The sequence below is a fragment of the Pseudomonas sp. ZY71 genome, from assembly GCF_036542145.1.
In the GTDB taxonomy this organism is placed as follows: domain Bacteria; phylum Pseudomonadota; class Gammaproteobacteria; order Pseudomonadales; family Pseudomonadaceae; genus Aquipseudomonas; species Aquipseudomonas koreensis_A.
In genome coordinates this window covers 2,468,164-2,490,427 of the sequence record NZ_CP144274.1, presented here as the reverse complement: position 1 = coordinate 2,490,427, position 22,264 = coordinate 2,468,164, and the positions used below count along the sequence as shown (strand labels likewise).

Sequence of the window (22,264 nt, the reverse complement as noted above, 5' to 3'; positions counted from 1 at the left end):
TGATCGTTACAAGCATCGGCCAGCTCTGCTGGTCGATGTTGTTTTCGCCCTCCAGAATTTCGCGTAAGTTGAGCCGTTTTGCGGTCGTCAACTCACGCCGCTGTACAGCACGAGGAACAAGGGATGTTCGCGCCGGCCAATGAAACTCACTTTGCCCTGACCATCGAAGGTCTTTCTGCTGACTTTCAGGTATTCACCCTGCAAGGTCGCGAAGCCATCAGCCAGCCTTTTGTCTTTGAGGTGGAGCTGGTCAGTGAGCAGCCGTCGCTGGACCTCGAAACCCTGCTGCACAAACCGGCCTTCCTGCAACTGTCGCCCGACGGCAGCGGCATCCACGGCCAGATCTACCGCGCTGCGCAAGGCGATTCGGGCAAACGCCTGACCCGTTATTCGGTGACCCTGCGTCCGCAATTGTCTTACCTCGCGCATCGCGTCAATCAGCGCATCTTCCAGAACCTCACCGTGCCGAAAATCATCGGCAAGGTCCTCGAAGAGCACGGCATCCAAAGCAACGCCTACGAATTCAAGACCGGTTCGATTTATCCCGAGCGCATCTACTGCGTGCAATACGATGAATCGGACCTGCATTTCATCCAGCGCCTGTGCGAGGAAGAAGGTATTCATTACCACTTCGAGCACACGGCGACGGCGCACAAACTGGTGTTCGGCGATGACCAGACGGTGTTCCCGAAACTCAAGCCTGTGGCCTATCAGCAAGACTCCGGCATGGTCGCCAGCGACCCGGTGATCAAGCGCTTCGACCTGCGCCTGGAAACCCGCACCAGCCGCACCACCCGCCGCGATTACGACTTCGAAAAACCACGCCTCACCCTCGAAAGCGAAAACCGTGGCGACGCTCTGCCCGACCTTGAAGACTACGACTACCCGGGCCGCTTCATCGACCGCGAGCGCGGCAAACACCTGGCCAAACGCGCCCTCGAACGCCATCGCAGCGACTTCCAGCTCGCCGAAGGCAAAAGCGATCAGCCATTGCTGGTCAGCGGCCACTTCCTTGCGCTCACCGCGCACCCGAAAGCCAAGTGGAATGACCTCTGGTTACTGACCGAAGTCCACCACGAAGGCAAGCAGCCGCAAGTCCTCGAAGAGTCGGTGACCAGCGACACCACCGCGCTGAAAGACGATTTTCACCAGGGCTACCGCAACCGCTTTCAGGCCACGCCGTGGGACGTGCCGAACCGCCCGCCCCTGCGCCACCCGAAACCGCGCATCCTCGGTAGCCAGAGCGCCGTGGTCACTGGCCCGAAAGGCGAAGAGATCCACTGCGACCAGTACGGCCGCGTCAAAGTGCAGTTCCACTGGGACCGCGAAGGCCAGGCCGACGACAAAACCAGCTGCTGGCTGCGCGTCTCCAGCGCCTGGGCCGGCGCCCAGTATGGCGGCATCGCCATCCCACGCATCGGCATGGAAGTGCTGGTCACCTTCCTTGAAGGCGACCCCGATCAACCGTTGATCAGCGGCTGCCTGTACCACAAGGAAAACACCGTCCCGTATGAACTGCCGGCGAACAAGACCCGCAGCACCTTCAAGACCCTCAGCTCGATGGGCGGTGGCGGCTACAACGAACTGCGCATCGAAGACAAAAAAGGTCAGGAGCAGATCTACCTGCACGCCCAGCGCGACTGGGACGAAAACATCGAGCACGACCAGAAAATCAGGGTCGGCAACGAACGCCACGACACGGTCGAAAAGAACAGCTACACAGAATTCAAAGCCGAAGAACACCACACCGTCTACGCCGACCGCAAAGTCGAAGCCCGCGCCAACGACCACCTGACCGTCGGCGTCAATCAGCACATCAAGATCGGCACCGGCCAGTTCATCGACGCCGGCCAGGAAATCCACCTCAGCAGCGGCATGAAAGTGGTGATGGAAGCCGGCAGCGAGCTGACCCTGATCGGCGGCGGCAGCTTCATCAAGATCGACGCCGGCGGCGTGACCCTGAGCGGCCCGGTGATCAACATGAACTCCGGCGGCAGTCCCGGCAGCGGCACCGGCGCCGCCCCGCTGATACCCGGAATCCTGAAACAGGCCGACGCCGACAAGGCTGGCCAGGTCCTGACCCCGGCCCAGATCAACACCCTCAAACGAAACGCGCCGTTCTGCGAAGAATGCGAAAAATGCAAGGCAGGTGCCTGTGCCATCTGATCGAATTACGCCCAAGGATTGGCTGACGCAACAGCCGTTGCAGACTGGTGAGCGTTTGTATCTGGTTATTAGTGCGGCGAGTGATTCCGACGCGCTGAAAAATCTCTACCTGACCGAACCCACCGCCCAGCTCCTACCGATCTGGGGCGGCACGCCCTACTCCACCTGGCAACCGGTGATGCCCTACGTCACCGAACTCAAAGCCAACTCCGCGTTCCTGCCGTGGATCGCTGAAACCGATGCCCTTGATTGGGGCTGGCTGGCGGTGTCGCGTTCGGAACCGAACGAAGTGTTCGAGCATCTGCGCAGTCTGACGCAGGTGAAGATGCCGGACGGGACCGAGGTGTTTTTCCGGTTTTGGGATGGGCGGCATATCTATCCGATTCTGCATGGGCTGGGGGAGAAGGCTGGGGAAGTGATGTCGATGTTTGAGCGGTATCTGATTAATGGGCAAGCGCTGGAGGTTGGGACGCGGGTTGTGCCGAAGGTGAAAGATTGGCCGTGGTGGGAGGTGCCGAAGCCGTTACTGGATGGCTTAGCCAAGGAAAATCCGACGACGCTGATCAGCAACTTGATGCAGTGGCTGGAAGAAGACCGTCCGGACATTTACACCGCTTGGCCCGAAAACAACCTGAAGCTGAAAATCAGCCGTTTCGTGCGCCGTCCGGACGCACCGAAAAACCTTAAAGAAGCACTGTTAAACCACCTGATTCTGGAGCAAGGCTGATGGTCGCAAAGGAACGCATTGCCTTCGTTGACAACCAACTGAAGAATTTCAAGAACAGCCTGACGATTTACCAGAAGCAAACCCATTCCTGGTACGCAAGTCTGGCTGATGAAGTCAGCCACAAGACCGATAAACCTTCCCTGCTGGGTATGGAACGGATCCTCAAAGCCGGCAGATCCTCGACCGCGGTAAGCATGACAGATGACAATTTCAGCGTCGTGGCTCAATGCCCGCTGAAAGGCCCTATGCTGATCGAGAGCAAATTCGAATCTCTTTATGATATTCCCGTGGGGAATATTGAAGTCGAGATCGTTCCAGAGGGTGGCGGCGCCATCAACAAGGTCAAGCTTGATGCTCAGGGTAAAGCCAGTTGGTCAGGTGGGGTCCCGGGTAAAAAATACGTAATCCGTGTTCATAACGAAGTAACGCCAGCGCAGATTGACACACTGTTTGACTCGTACAAGGGACTCAACAGTGAACTCGAAGGTTTTCTGCGCAACAAATGGACCGGGCCTGGCGGATATCGCCAGCAGTGGTCAAGCCTATCTCTTTCCGGCACGGTCATGGCTATTGGTAGCGGCATCCTTGACGGTGGTTGGGAGGCAATTAAAGGCGTTTGGGATGGGATCAAACTTGTCCTGGATATCCTTCAGGACCCCGGCAAGTTTGGTAAAAAACTCGGCGAAGGTGCACAAGAGCTTATCGAAGTAGCAAAAACCGCCCCTGAAGTCATGAAAAAGGCCATGCTTTTGGCCAGTGACGAAGCAGCGCTTTTCCTGATGATGCATACAGCGGTTATTTGGCTGGCTAGCTTGCCCCCAATGAAAACAGCAGGTGATGCCGCGAAAATGACTACGGCGGCAGTCGTCGGCATTGCCATCGATATCGTCATCTCGATCGTTTTGACGGTGGCCGCTGAAGGAACTGGCCTGATTTATCTGGTCGCACGCATAAAGAAATATGGAGAAATCGTCCTCAACGCCGTAGTTAATTTTGTTAAGTCGATCTTCGAAATTATTAAGGGCTTCATGGCATACGTTACCAAGTATGTTCCAGTTGCGGCGCGCGGAATAGGAAGGCAGATTAAGCAAGGAACAGTGCAAGTTCGCTTCGATGGAAAATCGAATGCTCGGATAGGAACTGCGGCGCACGCTGACGATGCATCTAGACAAGCCACGACCCCCGCTAATAAAAGCGCGGAGCCTGTGTCCTGTACGCGCGTCGACAAGTGCCCGGTTTCGATGGTTACCGGCGAAGAGTTATTGACGCTGACCGACGGTCAACTCGACGGGCTACTGCCATTTGAGTGGACGCGTCTCTACAGAACCAGCGCGGTGGAAATCGACTGCGGCTTGGGTTATGGCTGGAGCCATGCCTTGGCTCATCGCATCGAAATCAATGGCGATGAAGTCACCTGGACCGACCACGAAAACCGCTCAACCCCCTTCCCACTTCCAACCGAACAACGCCCGGCCATCACCAACAGCCTCTCGCGCGCGGCAATTTTCCTCGGTGACGATCCATCGGAACTGATTCTGGCCCAAGCCGGCAAGCGACCATCGTTCTACCACTTCCGCTTTAACAGCAAAGGCGCCACCCTGATCGCCATTAGCGACAGCTATGGCAATAGACTGCACGTCACACGCGATATCCATGGTCGTATCAAACGCCTCGACAACGGCGCCGGTCGCGCCTTGCTTCTGCGCTACGACCGAAAACACATCGTCGCGATCGACTATCAGCAGTTCCTGCCCGCGGATAATCTGGAAGACGCCTGGAATACGGTGCAAACGCTGGTCACCTACAGCTATGACACTCAGCATCGTCTGATCGAGGCGAAGAACGCGGCCGGTGAAGCCGAACATTATCGCTACAACGAACAGCACGTCATTCTCGAGCGGCAACTGGCGGGCGGCGCTGCGTTCTACTGGGAGTGGGAGAACGAAGGCAAACTGTCTCGTTGCACACATCACTGGGCCAACTTCTCGCAGATGGAGGCGCACTACGCCTGGGATGACAAAGGCAGCGTGACTGTCACCAACGCCGACGGCAGCGAAGAGGTGTACACCCACGATGATCAGGCACGACTGATCAGCAAGATCGACCCGGACGGTGCCGAGCATCTCAAGGCCTACAACGACAAAGGCCAATTGATCGCGGAAAAGGATCCGTTGGGTGCCGTCACCGAGTACCGCTACAACGACAACGGCTTGATGACTGCCGTCATCCCGCCGGAAGACGAAGCCACCACGTATGAATACGTCAACGGTTTCGTCAGTGATGTTCATCGCGGCAAAGCCAGTTGGAAGTACCAACGCAACCGTCAAGGCGATATCACCCAGCAAATCGATCCGGACGGCAATGCCACGCTATACAGCTACGACGGCCAGGGGCGTCTGCTGGAGATTCGCCACCCGGACGGCAGCCGTCATCAACTCGGCTGGAACAACCTCGGCCAGTTGCTGGAAGAACGCCTACCCGATGGCGGCCAGCGCAAGTATCGCTACGACGCGCTGGGTCGGCAGATTACCCGCCAGGAAGAGTCCGGCGCCATTACCCAATACCAGTGGGACGCCGCTAATCGCCTCGCCCAAGTTACACTGCCGGGCGGTGCAACCCGTGCGTTTACCTATAACGCCTACGGTAATGTCACCGCTGAACGCGATGAACTCGGCCGCATCACTCGGTACGAATACGCCGACAACCTGCATCTGGTCTGCCGCCGCATCAATCCGGACGGCAGCCAACTTCGCTATCGCTATGACAACTCTCGTCTGCTGCTGACTGAAATCGAAAACGAGCGCGGCGAGCAATACCACCTCGACTACTACGCGAACGGCCTGATCCAGCAGGAAACAGGCTTCGACGGTCGTCGCACGGCTTACGAGTATGACCTCAACGGCCAACTGCTGAAGAAAACCGAGTTCGGCGACGATGGCAGCGAACTGGTCACTGAGTATCAGCGCGATGCGGCTGGCCGGCTGCTGGTGAAAACCCTGGCCGATGGCGAAGAAATCCACTACAGCTACGACGCCCTCGGTCGCCTCGTAAACGTCGATGACGGCAACTGGCCGCTCGCCTACAAATACGACCTGCAAGACCGCCTCATCGAAGAACACCAAGGTTGGGGCACCCTGCGCTACGAGTACGATAGCGTTGGTCAGCTCAAACACTGCCGCCTCCCTGACGGCAGCAAACTCGATTACCGTCACCAACCGGGCGGACAACTGAGCAGCATCGACCTCAATGGCTCGCGCCTGACCTCTCACCAGTTCAGTGCTGGGCGCGAACAAAAACGTCAGCAAGGTTTGCTGCTCAGCCAATACCAGTACGACGAACAAGGCCGCCTGCAAGCCCACACTGTTGGCCAGCGAGACAAGAACCTGTTCCAGCGTCGTTATAATTACGATGCCAACGGCAACCTCGCTGGCATTGATGACAGCCGCAAAGGCAATCGCAGCTACCACTACGACCCGCTCGATCGACTCATCAGCGTGCGCGGTGCTACTCCGGAAAGCTTCGCCCATGACCCGGCGGGCAACCTGCTGGGCCAAAACAATGAAGGCACAGCAAACCTCGCCAACGTCAAAGGCAACCGCCTGCTGATGCAGGGTGATCGTCACTACGAGTACGACGCGTACGGCAACCTGAGTCGCGAACGCCGTGGCACAGGACAGAAACTCGTCACCGAGTATCGTTACGACTGCCAGCACCGCTTGATCGGCGTTAGCCTACCGGGTGGCAGCACTGCAACCTACAAGTACGATGCCTTCGGTCGACGTATAGAAAAAACCGTCGACGGCCACATCACCGAATTCCTGTGGCAAGGCGAACGCCTGATTGCCGAAAGCGCCGAAAACCGTTACCGCAGTTACATCTACGAACCGGGCAGCTTCCGCCCATTGGCGATGCTCGATGGCGAAGGCCCACGTAAAGCAACGCCGTTCTATTACCAACTCGACCACCTCGGCACACCGCAGGAGCTCACCGACTACAGCGGCGAGATCATGTGGTCGGCGAAGTACCGAGCCTACGGTAATCTCGCCGCGCTGGACGTCAGCGAGATCGATAACCCGTTGCGGTTCCAGGGTCAGTATTTCGATGCCGAGACAGGGTTACATTACAACCGGCACCGCTACTACAATCCGGGAACTGGACGGTTTTTGACTCCGGATCCGATCAAACTTGCAGGTGGTTTGAATAGCTACCAGTACGTGCCGAACCCTACGGGGTGGGTGGATCCGTTGGGGCTAGCAAGTAAAGAGTGTGATGAGCCTGAACCCTATAACAACTCCGCTCATAACGCCGCCAAATACGAAGCCATGAAGCGTGATCTTAGAACGACTGAGGCTGCGAATCCCTTAGTCGAAAGTTTGCGGGCCACTGGTGATCTTCCCCCAAATTACGTTACAAAAGCTCAGGCAACACAAAGCGGATGGAAAAAAGGTAAAGCAGTCAACAATAGCGTTCCTGGCGGGCAGCTAGGCGGTGATGTTTTTTACAATGATACAAACGTACTTCCTTCAGCCCCCGGCCGAACCTGGTATGAAGCTGACGTCGGTCTCAATAACACGATGTCGCGGAGCAATCAGCCGGGGACCAGGCTACTCTACTCAGATGACGGACTCCTCTACATAACTAGTGATCATTACGAAACTGTTACCCCTATTGGAAAGTGGAAGTGAATCAAAATGATAGTTGAGCTTGATGGATTGTCCATCTCATCTGAGCAAGAATTCCATAAGCGGATAGCGTCTGCTTTTTCTGTTACTCAATACTATGGAAATAATCTTAATGCGCTTTGGGATCTACTCAGCACCGATGTAGAGCGCCCAATTGAATTAATTTGGACAAACTCAAAACATTCAGAAGAACTAATGGGCGACTCATATAGAAAAATATTAATTATTCTTGATCGAGTCAAAACTCAAGATGAAAACTTTGGACTGGATGAGAAATTTAGTTACCAACTGAAATAGTAAAGCTGTAAACGGGGAGCAGACCACGTTTTATTTTGTCTGAAGGTGGTCTGTCCCTGAATAACACCGCAGCTACATCTACGAACCTGGCAGTTTCCGCCCATTGGCGATGCTCGATGGCCCACGTAAAGCCACGCCGTTCTATTACCAACTCGACCAACTCGGCACACCGCAGGAGCTCACCGACTACAGCGGTGAAATCATGTGGTCGGCGAAGTACCGAGCCTACGGTAACCTGGCAGCGCTGGACGTCAGCGAGATCGATAACCCATTGCGCTTCCAGGGTCAGTATTTCGATACCGAATCAGGATTACATTACAACCGCCACCGCTACTACAATCCGGGGACTGGACGGTTTTTGACGCCGGATCCGATAAAGCTAGTCGGTGGATTGAACGGTTACCAATACGTGCCGAATCCAACGGGCTGGGTAGATCCGCTAGGTTTAAATTGTACGCCAGGACAATGTCCTGATGCCGAACCTCCCAAATGGACTGAAAATTCAGTATTTAATAAATACCCAAAGAAAACGGTCATAAAAACCTCTGGGCCAGAGGAACAAGCCGCTTTCCTACAAGAACATTTGCCTGGACTGCCTAAGGAGCAGGCTCAAATGATCCTTGAACAATCGTATAAAAAAGGAACGTCCGTTGTCATCGGCGGAAGTCGAGTAAGGGGGGACAGTCACCCCGGTAGCGACTTGGATGTTGGATTCGGAGATGTCAATGCAAATAAAGCCGGCAAAATACTTAAGGACCTTAAAAAATCATTTGAGGGAAAGGAAGGCTTTTTGTCGCTCGAAGAAACTAAAATCGCGCCGGGTAACAAAACTGCATCCATTGAAGAAATAAAATCTCCAGAAGAATTTTTCCAACGCTCAGGTAAACGTTCTGAGCAGGATCAGAAAGCAGGTGAAGCTTATAGACCATCAGGTTCAATAACGCTTAAAGAGGATGGTACGATCACGCTAATACCACCTGGAGAACTTCCATGATATTTAAATCAGCCGGCACAGAAGTCAATCTAAACACGGTCACTTACAGGAGCCTTGGCTTCGGTGAGAAATCAATTCTCGAAACAAAAAAATACGAAATGACGATAAACAACGATGAGTTCCCGGAAAACTTCATCAACCATGCAAACTCATTTATTGCCGAATGCAAAATTGATGACTCTGAGCAAGGCTACGCTGACATTCCCGAACTAAAAAAAATAGGTTATCCAACCTTTAATGAAATTTTAAACGACCATCACAATTTGGCTGCCAGCCTTATAAAAGATTATCTTTACTTCGAGCTTTTTTACTTCTTATTCCCCAACTCAAGAGAGCTTAAGGTGGTTATTAACAGCATCGAAGACATAAAATCAGATGGAAGATCAATTACAATCACGGGCGACACGTATCCAGTTCAGAAAATTTAGAAAATCAAATCTACAACTCAAAGGAGAAAAACTACAATTGCAATGACAAAAAAACAGAAAAGGGGAGAGATTCATTTTCTACAAGCTGAAAATAAATCCGCCCCTTTTTTCTGTATTATTGGAATCTTTGCCTGTCTAACGCGCGAGAACTGGAAATCCTCAATGAACTGCCTAGAAAAAGAAATCGACTCGGCATTAGCAGAGCAGAACTTAGCGCATGAGAAAGTACGCAACAATGAACTAGCCAAATTGATCGCCAAGCTAACGAGATCATTTTTTTCTTCTGAGACAAAGAGCCTCGACCCTTTCTACTTGAAGAACCCCCAGAAAAAACACAACCCAGACTTCTGGAAAAAAGTAGACACTCTCGAAAATTTTGAAAACCCCTTACTAATAGTTCAAGACAGTAAGATTCACGCTTGGAAACTAGCAAACTCTGCAGATCTTAAAACGTTATTTTCCGAAACGACTGGATTCCCATTCTGGATAGTCGACGACAACTTCAAAGTGCTAATCTATATGGATGATCATGATTGCGTTCATACCAGCGATAGCACTCAATAAAAACAAATCGACTCCAGGTAATTTAAATAAATAAAACGGGGACAGACCACAACTCCTTATTTTAAACGGGGCAGATCACAGTTTTTTACATCCATAATCTGCCACTTGGGAACTCTCCTCTTTCTCGCTATTTAACGTGATCCGTCCCTGAACAACATGAACAGCAAGATTTACGAAAAATATAACTACTGGCTTGGACCGAATGAAGACTCAAATTGGAATGAGTACATTACTGAACAGGTAGCTCATGGAGTTTTAGGAAAATTTAACGCCATGGACTGGCAACAACTTAATGAATCAATTCTTTTAAAAGAGGAATACTGGCAAGAAAGAAGCGCTGCTGCTCTGGGAGAGTTGCGATCGCCCGAAGCGATAGAGCTTTTAAAAAAACTTCTTGACTCTACGTTCTCCGAGGTAGCAATCGCCGCAGCTTCCGAACCTGATTGGACTGAAGCAGTTATTGATGAAAAACACTCTAATAAAATTCAGCGAATCATAGACAATCTACCCGATGAAGAAATTGATTCTTACCCTGAACTCAAAAACCTACTAAAAAAATCACAAAACCAAGGTTCCTAATAAAGACGACAAAAAAGGGGACAGATTTATTTTCTACAAACTGAAAATAAATCTGTCCCCTTTTCTGCTGAGCAGATCTATGAGCTACGGACCGCGATTGCTGAAGTGAAATTTGTGAACCCTACTGGTCATCATGGGGGCAAAGGGTCCACAAAAGCACATAATGAAATACTTAAAATAATTGACAATTCGAAAGATTACGGCGAGTTCCGACAGGGCCTCAATGAGTGGGCGGGTCGGAGGTTAGAAGGTGGAGTTGACTCTCTCCCATCCGGCCTTAAAAATTGAGGAGAAAAAGATGAGTAATAAAAAAACAGTATCAATTTGGACTGCAAACGCCGACTGGCAGCAATCCACTCTTCGGGAAATAGTGACGCCTGCCTATTCTGACGATGGAGAATCTCTAGGATCAGAGTTCAGCAATGCATTTTCTCTGGGCTTTATTAACGACGACTTTATTGAATCTGATATCGTAGAGCCAACTAAAAATTTGGAAAAAGCAATCGAGGATTTTTCTTATGACTCCGACATCATCGCTGAAATAAAAAAGAAAAACCTCTCTATCTCACCTGAAAAAATAAACACTGTTATTGCAATTTATAATTGTGCTTATAAAGGAAAAACCACAGCCTCCATATTACGAGGCATCGAATTTACATATCGAGGTCAGTTTGAATATCAAGATTAGGACACATGAGACGCAACCGATAAAGATTGAAATTTTTACTTTCCTAAGTGCCCATCGGATGACCTTTACCCGTCAACCTTAAATGCTCGTGACTAGCCTCGTCGATGTCAAAGACAAGCACCCGACGACATCCTTCCTATATGGGTAATTGCACCGTAACGAGGGACAAACCACGTTTTCTTTTTCTGAAGGTAATCTGGAAAATATGGCGATGGCGGAGCACAACAACTCCATCTAGATGGGCAAAAAGTAAACTTCGACAAACTCGACGTACTTCCGAAAAAAAATGAGAACTTTTCATGTGATTGCTAGTAAGGATATGGAGCCAAACCTCCCGCATAGCTCAAACTGGCCAAAGGTTATAGGCTACTCCTTCGCAGATAACTATTTTTACTTATCCGAAGGCAAAGGCCACGGCTTTGCCGCGAACGACATGCCTGAATCGAAAGCTAAAAGACCAGAATGGCTTGAAATATTTACAGCTTTAGACGCGACTTGGTTCCTTAACATGATTGACAACACTAACTTCACCAGCGAGACGGATTTCCGTGAAAAATTAACAGCACACATTGGCAACGTAGATACAATAATATTTTGACCAACTCGAGTTCGGTATTACACCAGCAGGCAGGGCTCAACTGGCATCGAAGTGATGGTGTAATCCAAGTACAGGAAAACAATCGTGTCTACGTGAAATCTGCCAACGCCTACCAATGCGTAAATGGCGGACAGACCAGACAAAAAAGGGGACAGATTTATTTTGTCTGACGGTGGTCTACCCCGAACGGCCATCAATCTTTCCGCGTTCTAAACGTGGTTTTCTCCTGATTAATTACTTATGCAAATCCATCTTAACATCGAAGGTCTACCGGCCTACCCATACCCTACAAACTTCCTGCATTTTGCATCCATTGAACCAGAAACAGACATCGAGCCTTGGTGGCTGCTGGTATACAACGAAGGTACAATCAACAACTGGTACAAAATACTCAAACAGCTTTATCCAAAACGCACATTGATCCCATTTGCCAAATTCAACGCGAATGATGACATCGCGTGTTTTGATGGAGATGATTTTCCTGGGCAGCCCCATGTGTTGATAATTCATGCTTATGCGTCAGAGGGCTGGGAACTTCACGCCACCTACGCTAGCTTTGATAAGTGGCTAGAAGAAGCCATGGTGCAAAATGCCGAGTGGCTCAATGAGGATTAAAAACTTTAATCCCGACAAGCCTGGTATTTGCTTTAGAAAAAACGAGAGAACCGCAGGCAGCCCCTGAGCAATCTCGTTGTTTAACCTCTACTCCCCCGGACTGAACAATCAAAGGACTGTACCCTTGAAACGCCTGAATCGCCCATTTTCCATCCTCCTCGCCCTCACCTTCTCCCTTAATGCGACTGCACTGTCCCTTCGCTCCGAACAACGCCCCGACGGCACCACTGCCCTGTTACTTTCAAACGAACCCGCCGCAGAACGCGCGCCAAAGCTCAACCAGGATCCAGCGGTGCGCTCAGCACTGGTCGATTTTTTTGGCTATCAGACCGGTAGCTACACCAACGACAACACAATGATTGTGCAGCAAGTTCTGGAAGCGCTTGATTCGGAAATGTCGATGTTTGCGGACGGTGTGCCTGCCGGCAGCAAAATGATTACTGCCATGGATGATGGCAACAATGGGTTTGAGCGCGGCGCATTGTTGCTTAACGACAAGGGCCAGTTGGTCGCTGTCGGGCTGGTCAATGGCCACTGCACGGTCAAGTCGCGTGAGGAGGCTTTGACCTGTAACGATGCCCCGCAAACCGTGCTGACCATTTTCCAACCGCAAGGCGCTAAACAAGCTGATGCCGAATCTTTGATTGGCTGGAGCAAGCAACTGCCTCCCATGATGGCGATATGGGAGGAAAGTGATGATCCGGAACGCCGAGCCGCCGCGCAGAAAATTGCCAGCGTTGAATACGCTGCAACCAAACCGGAACAGGGAGCGTGGACAGCGGCACAGTTACCTTCCGACTTTCCCAAAGCCATGCTGGCGATGCTTCCGCAGCGGGCTCACCTGATCGGTGCTGGCGCACACGGTGTTTTCACGACACCGGGGATGGAGGGCACGCCGATTGAAGGTGACTGGGACAAAATAGCCGGCCGTCCACAACATGAGTTCGAAGTCATTCTCCGGACTTTTACAGAGTACGCGGACGTCATCGACTTCTATCAGCAGCATGCGAAGGATGCCGAAATCAGCGGCAACCAGAGAAAGGCACTCGTTGAAGGCTATATTGGTGGCGGCACCTACAAGATTGAAATCAGTAATAGAAAAGATGAAGGCACGGTGATCACACTCTCTGCTTGGCGACAAGAAGTCTGATTTATCCAAATAAAAAAAGGGCGATCCCATGATCGCCCTCTTTCAAATCAAGATACCCTTCCTTTGCACATTAAAGCTTTTTCAGCTCTTCTTTAGCTCCCGGAGCACCGCGATCAATTGCTTTGAGCATCCAGTACTCAGCCTTGGATTTGCTTTTTGGCAAGCCGCCACGTCCTTGTGCGTACATTTTCCCAAGCGCCAACTGCGCGTTGCCAAAATCGGCATCCGCAGACTTGCGGTAAAGCTTGGCTGCTTCACGTTGGTTTTTTACAGTGCCTCGCCCCTGTTCAAGCATTTGCGCCATTTCATACTGCGCGTACTTATTGCCGAGCGCAGCCGACTTGCCAAACCAGGAAAATGCCAGAGCTTCATCCTTGTCCACACCACGTCCTGCGGCAATCATCTCCGCGAGGTTCTGCTGTCCGTAATCGTCACCGGTTTCAGCCAGTTTGCGATACCACTGAGCGGCAACAACATCATCCTGTGTAACTCCGTCCCCTTTCTCATAAAGGCTTGCCAGCAGCATGTAGGCTGAGGGATATCCACCTTCGGCGGATTGGTGGTAGTACGCTAATGCTTTGTCCATGTCCTTGAGATTTTTGATCGATCGGCCACCGCGATGGTAGATCTGCGCCAAACTGAACTGGGCCTTGGCATTACCTTGCTCCGCAGCTTTCAGATCCCAGTAAACACTTGCGTCTTCACCCTCAACGCTTCGATCCCAACGAAGTTCCTCAGCCAATCCGACTTGCGCTTCAGCATTACCTTGCTCTGCAGCTTTGCGAAACCACGCTTCCGGCATGCCCGGTGACCACTGCTCAACCACCCCGCAGAGGTTCTCCTGAATGGCTTTGCCAAACTGCGTCTGCGCGTCGAGATCACCTGCGACCGCTTGTTCATGCAGCCGCTCAGAATTTGGCGCGCACTTCCCTGCCTTCATACCGTCGTAGTAATCACGCGGCGCTTGTGCCCACGTATTACAGGTGATGAACAGTGAAAAAAGTGCCGTGCCCGCCGTACCGACAGTTTTGAAACGCTTGATCATTTGTTACTTCCTTGTGGCTTAAAAATTCCAACGAAAATCTTGCGCAAAATACTAGCTCGCTTCGAACATCCGCTCGTCCACCTCGTACTTAACCACCACCCGATTCCGATACAACCTCACCCGCTCCACCAATTCCCCAACCTGCCCCTTCTCCCGCACCTCCCGCCAGATCTCATTCTCCCGATACACCCGCGCCCCCTCCCGCACAAACCGGTGCGCCTCTTGAAACACGTGATAGCGATATTCCCTCACCCGATCACACAGCAACTCCCCTTCGAGTTGTGTCTCGCCGACGTTCAACTTCAGTTGAAAGTGCCGATCCGTCGGGTTGTGCAGCACCAGATCAACGTAGTTATAGAAAATCGCCGCCCCGGATCCAAACGGCAGCACCCGCCCTTCATCTGGAAACGGGTCGAAGCTGTGGTTGGAGCGTTCGACTACCACCAGCGGTGAATGAATGGCCATCCAGTGAATCAGGTTGCTCAGTTGGCAGATGCCACCGCCTACCCCGCGTCGTGCCTCGCCGAACGACAGTTCCATGCCTTCAACGTAGCCGCGCTTCACAGTCGGGCGGCCGACGAGGCGGCAGAAGGAGAAGTGTTCGCCGGGGGCGATGATGACGCTGTCGATGGCGGCGACGGCGAGTTTGAGGTTGATGACTTTGTTGTGTTGCAGGGCGAGGTCGGAGTCGCCGAGTTTGCGGATGAGTTTCGAGGTGTGTTTGAGGTAGCGAAATGGCAGGCGTTCGGCTGCGGCGACGGGGCGTGCGTAGCGTTTGCTGGAACAGTGCCAGGCAATTTGGCGGAACAGTCTTTTTTGCCACACGCGCAGCCAGTACAAGGCCGGGTGGTAGAGGGAGAGTGGTTTCATCCGTGACACAACGGCGTGCGCCGTTTCTTCCTTGAACCGTGAGAGGGGCGCGTATTTTATCCGGTAATGACCGGCAGCACCCCATGCATTTCATAAGATCAGTCGTCTCTCTTCGGCATACATCTACCGTCACATCCGTAAATTAAGGTTCGACTAAGGTTGCCTCGCTACGATCGCGGCCACGAAACCCTGTTGTCCTTGAATCGCAGATGAGTCCTTCCGACATGAAAGCGTTTGATTTACCAGCCCAGCCAGCGTCGAATTTCAGCCTTGTCTTGGTAAATTACAAAACCCCGGACATCACCCGAATGTGCCTCGAGCTTTTGCGTGAGCACGTCCAGGAGCAGCGCATTCCGGTGTGGGTGGTGGATAACGATTCGGCGGATGCGAGTCTCGATTACTTGCGCACGCTCGACTGGATCAACTTGATCGAACGGCCTTCGCCGGGCAAGGAAGCCGGGCATATTGCGCACGGTAAAGCACTGGATCTGGCACTGGAAAAAGTCGAGACCGACTATCTATTTCTGTTGCACACCGACACCTTTGTCTACGACAAAGAAGTGTTTGCGATGATGATGCGTGAATGCACGAAAACCCCGGATATGGCTGCAGTCGGTTGTGTCGAACAACTCAATCGCGGGATTGTGCGTGACACCTGGCGTTTAACTTCGCGTTTCTGCAAGCACTATGTTCGTAAAGCGAAAGTGCGTCTGGGCCTGCGCTCGAAAATGCCAAGACCCTACAAGGAAACTCATCTGAAAAGTTTCTGCACATTGTGGAATGCGCGTTTGATGAAGTCCCAGGGCTTGCACTTCTGCATGGATGAGCAGGTGCCCGGTTATGCGCTGCAAGACCGCATGAGCAGTCTGGGCTATGGCATCAAGTTTCTGTCGCCGCGCAAGATTTTCAGCTATCTGGATCACATTCAGTCAGGAACCGTCGCGGCTGCAGGCACCTACGGGGAAAATCACCGCAGGACAAAAATGTATCAGGCCACGCTGAAGCGCTTTCAAGGGCAGCAAGGCTAGCCTGCAGCGAACACCTCGGTTTAATTTCCGACAAACAAAAAGGGCGACTATAAAGTCGCCCTTTTTGTTTGCAGAAATTGTATACATCTACTCCGAAGAGGTGTTCGCCCAGTGTAATGGCCTGGCAATCCATGCACCGGTAAAGAGCCCTGACACTGGGCGAACGGGTAGGATTTTAATAGAAGTTGGCGCTTATGTCCTCATTCTTGAATGTAAAAATTATGTACGAAAAAGTTAATAGATATTTATCGACGAATTCTTTCGCGAAACTTTCAATAACACCAAAGATAACTAATAGTATGACTACTCTCATACAAAAACTGTACAAGAGCAGTCACTCTGTAGAGCTAATACTCAACTTTCGTGTTGACTAGTCACTTTCAAGATATCGGTGTAAGTGACAATAACGCTCTGCCCTTCTTTCAGATCTTTCAGTTTGGCTTGGATTTCAGGCTTTTTCACGTCGAGAACTTTCGATACGCCCGCCGGGTTTTGCAGGGTCACCTGATTTGTCTTCAAATCAATTTTGGTGATTTTCAGTTGCACCTGAACCTGACGGTACGCTTCGCCACCGGGGTTATCGCTGCCCGGAGCCTTACGCAACTCACCGGTACGTTCGGTGGTGCCAGGCAGACCTTTATCCACATCGGTGTCCAGGTAAGCAGCTACGGAACGCTGTACCTGGATGTTGACCTGATCGCCGGCCTTGAGATTGGCGAGGTTTTTCGCCTTATCAGTGAGCTGAACATGAACCGGCTTGCCTTCGGCGCCTTCGAGCACAACCTGATGGTTGGCGGCGTCGACGGAGATCACTTTGGTGGTGACCTGATCGGCTTCAACAGTGGCAGACAGCGGAATATCGGCAGCCAGAGCGCCGAAGCTGGTGGCGGACAGTACGGTTGCGAGAGTGATGGCCTTGGCCAGTGCGTCGAGCTTCATAATCAATACTTTCCCTGTGATGAATGGCAGCGCCCGGCACCGAAGTGGCTTCAGCGGCGGACGTGCCACTGAGCATAGACGCTGTTCAGGGCTTGGCTGGTGTTTGTTGTTTTGCGGTGTCCTGCGCGGTTGATTCGCCACTGGGCGTGCCCTTCCCGCTATTTTGACGTTGTTTGGGATCGGTGGGGCGCAGGGCGTCGTTGTCGCGTTCGGTTTCGCCCGGTGGACGGGGTTCGTCGGGGTGTTCGCCTTGGGTGATCGGTTTCATGGAGTGGTCCTCAAGCTTCGGGGTCGTCGAGTTCACGGGTGACGTTGATCGCGGGTGAATCCTTGTGCAGGTCGTCGGCTTTGGCGCGCAGGATCTGCCATTGCTCAAGGTCGATGGCGCCTTGGCCGAGCAGGTCGTCGGCGATGCGTTGCAGGTCGAAATAGTGCGCGTCGGGGGATTGCTGCCAGTAGGTCTGGTCGTCGAACAGGCGCTGCCAGGTGGTCATGTCTGGGGGTTGCAGGTCGTCGCTCATGGGGAAATCCTCGACGGCGTTTCGCAAAGGTGTGAGAGATATTTGGTAGAGGGGTTGAGAAGTAGCGGAGTTCCGGCCAATTTCTCTGTGGTGTGTGGGCGGGCGCTTTCGCGAGCAGGCTCGCTCCCACATTTTGATCTCGGTCAGATCCGGATTCTGCGCCCGTTACAACTCGCAGTTTTTACGAGGTGCTGTCAGTACCCGGTCATTTCCAGATAGCCCCGGCCGGGATGGCTGCCGCTGATGCGTACCGGACCTTCCCAGTAAGGGATGCGCAGGTTCATCCAGGCATTGGGGTTGAGCGCGTCGAGGGTGATGTCGAGGTGTTTGTCGGGGATGCTGATCGACCATTTCACCGGCATCGCCCGACCGGCGACTTTGGCGGTGTCCTGCGGAGTGAGCTGAATCTGCGAACGGCGCAGGGTTTGCGTCTGGCCATCGGCGGCGATCCACGTGCCGGTGAGATACGGCGCGCCGTCCTTCTGGCGCATGCGGTACAGCATCACGTGTTCGCCGCTGTCCAGATGCAGGGAAAACCAGTCCCAACCGGTTTGATTGGCGGTCAGCGGCTGGCTGCTCCATTCGCGATCAAGCCACGCCGGGCCGCTGACGGTGTAGGTCTGGCCGTCAATCTGCAACGTGCCGCTGGCCTGAAAAAACGGCTGGCTGTAGTAATACGACGCCTGACCTTCTTCGGATTTCTGACTGAAACCCTTGTCGCCCTGCAGCACCAACGGACGACTCGAGGTGAGGTGCAGTTGATAGGCGAAATCCTTGTCGCGAGCGCTGAGTTGCAGGTCGCTCAACGGATCCTGCGCCTGACTGGCGAACCGCCAATCATCGATCCACGCCTCGAACGGCGCCAGTTGCACACCCGCCTGCCCCACCCCGCCTCGGGCGTAACGTTCGGCGGCGTGATGCACCGTGCTCGAAGTTACCGCCGCATGCCCCAGCCAGATCGTCTGATCAGTCCAACCGGCCTGCTCCGCCAGCGGTTTCAGCGCACTGCGAAACAACGTCCACTGCACGCCGAATTCATTGCCCTGCTGATCCTTGAGATTGGCGGTGACGTACCACCACTCGATGCGAAAACCGTCATGCGCCCCGTGATCTGCGGGAAAACTGAACACCCGCCCCGGCACTACCGGCGTAAACGCCAACGCCTGATCGCCCATCCCGGCGAAGCCTTTTTGCTCCGGAGCCGATTGATCGCAACCACCGAGCAGCAACAAAACCATGAGCACAACGAAGTTAATCCTCATGGGCGAACGTCCTCAGCAGGTCCGCCGGTTGCGTGCGGTACAGCGAGTACAGCGGCCATGCCGAAGCCAGTAACGTCGCCAACAATGCCAACCCCATCAACTGCAGCAATTGCCACGGAAACACCCGCAACGGCAGCCGCCAGCCAAACGCCTGCACATTGATCACCGCGTCCAGACACCACGCCAACGCGATCCCCAGTGGCAATGCCAACACCAGCGTCAGTACCGCCAGCAGCCAGGTCTGCCCGAGATTTAGCAGCATCAATTGCCGCCGCGTTACGCCCAGCGCCCACAGCGGTGCGAGTTGACCGAGGCGACTTTGGCTTTGCGTCAGCAGACTGATGAACAGCGCCACGCCCGCCACCGCCAGGGTCAGACTGTTCAACGCCGCCGTCGCCGCAAAGGTTCGTTCGAAGACCTGCACCGACCAGCCCTTGAGCCGCGCCTGATCGACGATGCGACTGTCATCGAGTTGAAAGCGCGCCTGCAAAGCAGCTAAAAGTCCCGGGATATTCTGCGGCTCGATGCGCAGATTGAAACGGTTCGGCGTCAGTTGTGGCCAGCCGCGCAGCAGGTGGTGGATGTTGACCAGCAAGTGCCCCTTGGGATTGCCGTAGTCGGCGTAGATGCCAACGATGCGTGGCGACCATGTGCCGTTTGGCGTCGGAATCGCCAGGTGTTCGCCCGCGTGCAGTTTCAGGCGCCGGGCGAGTTGTTCACTGAGCATCACCGCATCATCGGACGCCAGATGCGCCCACGGATCGCCGCCCATCGAATCGAGCAACGGCCAGTGCTGGCGATAGTGCGCGTGATCGATAATGCCGAACACTTCCGCCGGCCAGCCCTGCAATGTGACCGCGACCTGCCAGTTGGGCAGAATCGCCGAGACGTTCGGCTGCTGCTTGAGCCAGCTGTACATTTCCCGCGACTGGGCCGGATTGCTCGGATTGATATACAGCTCGGCGCTCAGGCGTTGTTCGAGCCAGTCATCGAAGGTCTGGCGAAAACCGGCGGTCATGCTGCCGGCACCGATGTTGGCGGCGAGCGCGAGGAGCAACGCCATCAACGCCAGACTGAGTGCCGGCAATTGCTGACGGCAATCGGCGAGAAACCATTGACCGAGCACCGAGCGACTGCGCCCGAGCAACTGATTCAACAGCGCGCTGAGCAACACCGGCAGCGCCAATGCGGCGCCAATCAGCAGTCCGGCCATCAAGACAAAACCGCTGGCCAGACTGTCGCCGCCGATCAATGCCGCCAAGGCAATCAAGCCCAACACCGCTGCCAGCCAAGCTTGGCGACGCAACCACCGAGCATATTGCTGATGCCACGCTTGCGGATCCGCCACAGCCAACAACGGCAAACGGGCGGCGCGCAACAGACTGTTGGACCCGGCGAGCAAGGCGCCGAGCAGGCTCAAACCGATGCCGCTGAACCACCACCAAGGACTGAGGCGCAACTGTCCCGCCACTTCCGCGCCATACAAACCGCGCAGACTGGCGGCGACATCCGGCAGCAAGACACTCGCCAGCCAATAACCGCTGATCACGCCGAATAGCCCGCCGATCAGCGCCAGCACACCCAGCTCAACGATCAGGCAAAAGATCAACATCCGCGCGCTGACCCCGCACGCGCGCAGCGTACGCAGCAGACCGCGCCGTTGCTCAAGAGCCAGGCCAATCGCGGCGTGGACGATGAACAAGCCAACCACGAATGACAAAAAACCCAAGGCATCGAGATTGAGGTGGAAACTCTCGGTCAACCGCGCCAGATTGTTTTCCTCGCCGCTGCTTTTGAGCTGCAATTGACCCTTGAACACGGCAGGCAACTCGGCGTGGAAATCCTTGGGCAGCAATAGCCGCGACAATTGTCCGGGTTGTTCCAGCAGGGTTTGCGCGACGCCGATGTCCACCAGCAATACGCCGGGCGCCATGTCCTTTTGCGCGAGCAGCGGTGGCAATCGCAGTCCATTAACTGTTTGCGGTGTGTCGCCTTCACGCAGATCCAGCGCCTGCAAGGTTTCCGGTGAAATCCAAGTGCTGCCCGGCGGCGTGAAAAACTCGACCACACGCTCAATCGGCAACGCCTGCCCGGCCACCGCCGAATCGGCCGGCAGCGACACCGGTTCGATGCCCATCAATTGCAGCCGCTGATTGTCGAAGCCCTTGAGCAGTAACCGACCCTGCAACAGCGGCGACACCGGCCAGCCCTGTCGGCGCAGATCAACGAACCATTGCTGCGCAAAAGTCGCCCCGTTCGGCGTACTGAGACTGGCCTGCGGTTCGCCCCCGATCAATTGGCTGGCCCGCGCGTAGCTGTCGCGCGCCTGACTGTTCAGCGCTTCGACACCGGTTAACAGACTGGTCGCTAGCCACAATCCGGTCAGCACACTGAAAAACTGCACCGGATGGCGCCGCCAATGGCTGAGCAGCGCACGTAGCGTTTGCGCAAAGACGATCACGTCAGCCGTCCGTTGGACAACACCACCCGCTGGGCCAATCGCGCCGCAACCCGCTGACTGTGAGTGACCATCAACAATGTAGTGGGCGTGTCATCGAGCAATTCCAGCAACAGCCGCAGCACTTCATCGCTGGTGGCTTCATCGAGGCTACCGGTGGGCTCATCGGCCAGCAGCAATTTCGGCTGCGAGGCCAAGGCCCGGCCTAACGCGACCCGCTGTTGCTGGCCACCAGAAAGCTGTTCGGGATAACGCTTGAGCAAATCGCCGAGGCCCAGACGCTGCACCAGATGCGCCTGCCAACGCGGCTCATGACGCCCGGCCAGTCGCGCCTGAAAGGCCAGATTGTCTTCGACGCGCAAACTGCCGATCAGGTTGAACTGCTGGAACACCAGACCGATTTCTGTGCGCCGCCAATTCGCCAGTTGCGCCTCGTTCATCGCTTCCAATCGATGCTCGCCACTGCGGATGCTGCCGCTGTCGACTTTGTCGAGACCGGCCACCAGGTGCAGCAAGGTGCTTTTGCCACTGCCGGATTCGCCCATCAACGCCAGGCTGCTGCCGGATGCCAGCGTCAGGTCGATGCCTTGCAGCACCGGCAATGGGCCTTGTGGGGTGAGATAGCTCTTGAAGACGTTTTCAACACGAAGCAT

At 54.0% G+C, this 22,264-nt stretch carries 20 protein-coding genes and 1 pseudogene; 13 read left to right on the top strand and 8 right to left on the bottom strand.

Annotation, left to right across the window (positions count from 1 at the left end; genetic code table 11):
- The first annotated feature begins 123 nt into the window (after nucleotides 1-123).
- The 12 genes and pseudogenes from tssI to VY732_RS11000 all read left to right on the top strand — a co-directional run bounded on the left by tssI (nucleotide 124) and on the right by VY732_RS11000 (nucleotide 13,488).
- Nucleotides 124-2,166, top strand: a complete 2,043-nt coding sequence (gene tssI, locus VY732_RS11055; RefSeq protein WP_331695402.1) for a type VI secretion system Vgr family protein — start codon at nucleotides 124-126, stop codon at nucleotides 2,164-2,166.
- Nucleotides 2,156-2,893, top strand: a complete 738-nt coding sequence (locus tag VY732_RS11050) for a DUF4123 domain-containing protein (protein ID WP_331695401.1) — start codon at nucleotides 2,156-2,158, stop codon at nucleotides 2,891-2,893. The genes tssI and VY732_RS11050 overlap by 11 nt, the downstream gene beginning before the upstream one ends.
- Nucleotides 2,893-7,578 (top strand): RHS repeat-associated core domain-containing protein, encoded by a 4,686-nt coding sequence (locus tag VY732_RS11045; RefSeq protein WP_331695400.1) that lies wholly within the window; start codon nucleotides 2,893-2,895, stop codon nucleotides 7,576-7,578. The genes VY732_RS11050 and VY732_RS11045 overlap by 1 nt, the downstream gene beginning before the upstream one ends.
- A 6-nt stretch (nucleotides 7,579-7,584) precedes the next feature.
- Complete coding sequence (locus VY732_RS11040) at nucleotides 7,585-7,872, top strand: barstar family protein (protein WP_175554716.1); 288 nt, start codon at nucleotides 7,585-7,587, stop codon at nucleotides 7,870-7,872.
- A gap of 64 nt (nucleotides 7,873-7,936) precedes the next feature.
- A pseudogene (locus VY732_RS11035) lies at nucleotides 7,937-8,866 on the top strand (RHS repeat-associated core domain-containing protein); the annotation flags it as partial.
- Nucleotides 8,863-9,294 carry a hypothetical protein gene (locus tag VY732_RS11030; RefSeq protein ID WP_150752177.1) on the top strand — a complete coding sequence of 144 codons (432 nt, stop codon included), beginning with the start codon at nucleotides 8,863-8,865 and terminating at the stop codon, nucleotides 9,292-9,294. The pseudogene VY732_RS11035 and the gene VY732_RS11030, both read left to right, overlap by 4 nt.
- A gap of 162 nt (nucleotides 9,295-9,456) precedes the next feature.
- Entirely contained in the window at nucleotides 9,457-9,858 is a 402-nt protein-coding gene (locus tag VY732_RS11025) for a hypothetical protein (RefSeq protein ID WP_016983321.1), read from the top strand.
- A gap of 156 nt (nucleotides 9,859-10,014) precedes the next feature.
- Nucleotides 10,015-10,437: a HEAT repeat domain-containing protein gene (locus VY732_RS11020; protein ID WP_331695399.1), complete on the top strand. Its 423-nt coding sequence runs from the start codon at nucleotides 10,015-10,017 to the stop codon at nucleotides 10,435-10,437.
- Nucleotides 10,438-10,687: 250 nt separating this feature from the next.
- Nucleotides 10,688-11,125 (top strand): immunity 22 family protein, encoded by a 438-nt coding sequence (locus VY732_RS11015; RefSeq protein WP_331695398.1) that lies wholly within the window; start codon nucleotides 10,688-10,690, stop codon nucleotides 11,123-11,125.
- 286 nt (nucleotides 11,126-11,411) lie between these two features.
- Nucleotides 11,412-11,723 carry a hypothetical protein gene (locus VY732_RS11010; protein WP_331695397.1) on the top strand — a complete coding sequence of 104 codons (312 nt, stop codon included), beginning with the start codon at nucleotides 11,412-11,414 and terminating at the stop codon, nucleotides 11,721-11,723.
- A gap of 240 nt (nucleotides 11,724-11,963) precedes the next feature.
- Nucleotides 11,964-12,338, top strand: a complete 375-nt coding sequence (locus VY732_RS11005) for an SMI1/KNR4 family protein (protein ID WP_331695396.1) — start codon at nucleotides 11,964-11,966, stop codon at nucleotides 12,336-12,338.
- Nucleotides 12,339-12,462: 124 nt separating this feature from the next.
- On the top strand, nucleotides 12,463-13,488 hold the full coding sequence (locus VY732_RS11000; RefSeq protein ID WP_331695395.1) for a hypothetical protein: 1,026 nt from the start codon (nucleotides 12,463-12,465) through the stop codon (nucleotides 13,486-13,488).
- A gap of 70 nt (nucleotides 13,489-13,558) precedes the next feature.
- Here the strand turns inward: VY732_RS11000 and VY732_RS10995 are convergent, their stop codons facing one another.
- The gene (locus tag VY732_RS10995; protein ID WP_331695394.1) at nucleotides 13,559-14,533 is read right to left on the bottom strand and encodes a tetratricopeptide repeat protein; all 975 of its coding nucleotides are present in this window, start codon (nucleotides 14,531-14,533) and stop codon (nucleotides 13,559-13,561) included.
- A gap of 51 nt (nucleotides 14,534-14,584) precedes the next feature.
- On the bottom strand, nucleotides 14,585-15,403 hold the full coding sequence (locus VY732_RS10990; RefSeq protein WP_331695393.1) for a VanW family protein: 819 nt from the start codon (nucleotides 15,401-15,403) through the stop codon (nucleotides 14,585-14,587).
- A 224-nt stretch (nucleotides 15,404-15,627) separates the two neighbouring features.
- Here VY732_RS10990 and VY732_RS10985 point away from each other — a divergent pair, with 224 nt between their 5' ends.
- Nucleotides 15,628-16,431 (top strand): glycosyltransferase family 2 protein, encoded by an 804-nt coding sequence (locus VY732_RS10985; RefSeq protein WP_077572120.1) that lies wholly within the window; start codon nucleotides 15,628-15,630, stop codon nucleotides 16,429-16,431.
- 354 nt (nucleotides 16,432-16,785) lie between these two features.
- Here VY732_RS10985 and VY732_RS10980 read toward each other — a convergent pair whose 3' ends face one another.
- The 6 genes from VY732_RS10980 to VY732_RS10955 all read right to left on the bottom strand — a co-directional run bounded on the left by VY732_RS10980 (nucleotide 16,786) and on the right by VY732_RS10955 (nucleotide 22,264).
- Entirely contained in the window at nucleotides 16,786-17,370 is a 585-nt protein-coding gene (locus VY732_RS10980; RefSeq protein ID WP_137217336.1) for a hypothetical protein, read from the bottom strand.
- Between the two features lie 85 nt (nucleotides 17,371-17,455).
- Complete coding sequence (locus VY732_RS10975) at nucleotides 17,456-17,638, bottom strand: hypothetical protein (protein WP_077572118.1); 183 nt, start codon at nucleotides 17,636-17,638, stop codon at nucleotides 17,456-17,458.
- 10 nt (nucleotides 17,639-17,648) lie between these two features.
- The gene (locus VY732_RS10970; RefSeq protein WP_116031342.1) at nucleotides 17,649-17,891 is read right to left on the bottom strand and encodes a hypothetical protein; all 243 of its coding nucleotides are present in this window, start codon (nucleotides 17,889-17,891) and stop codon (nucleotides 17,649-17,651) included.
- 194 nt (nucleotides 17,892-18,085) lie between these two features.
- On the bottom strand, nucleotides 18,086-19,153 hold the full coding sequence (locus VY732_RS10965) for a lipocalin-like domain-containing protein (RefSeq protein ID WP_331695392.1): 1,068 nt from the start codon (nucleotides 19,151-19,153) through the stop codon (nucleotides 18,086-18,088).
- Nucleotides 19,143-21,614, bottom strand: coding sequence for an ABC transporter permease (locus tag VY732_RS10960; RefSeq protein WP_331695391.1), 2,472 nt, complete (start codon nucleotides 21,612-21,614; stop codon nucleotides 19,143-19,145). Before VY732_RS10960 ends, VY732_RS10965 begins: the two co-directional genes overlap by 11 nt.
- Complete coding sequence (locus tag VY732_RS10955) at nucleotides 21,611-22,264, bottom strand: ABC transporter ATP-binding protein (RefSeq protein WP_331695390.1); 654 nt, start codon at nucleotides 22,262-22,264, stop codon at nucleotides 21,611-21,613. The genes VY732_RS10960 and VY732_RS10955 overlap by 4 nt, the downstream gene beginning before the upstream one ends.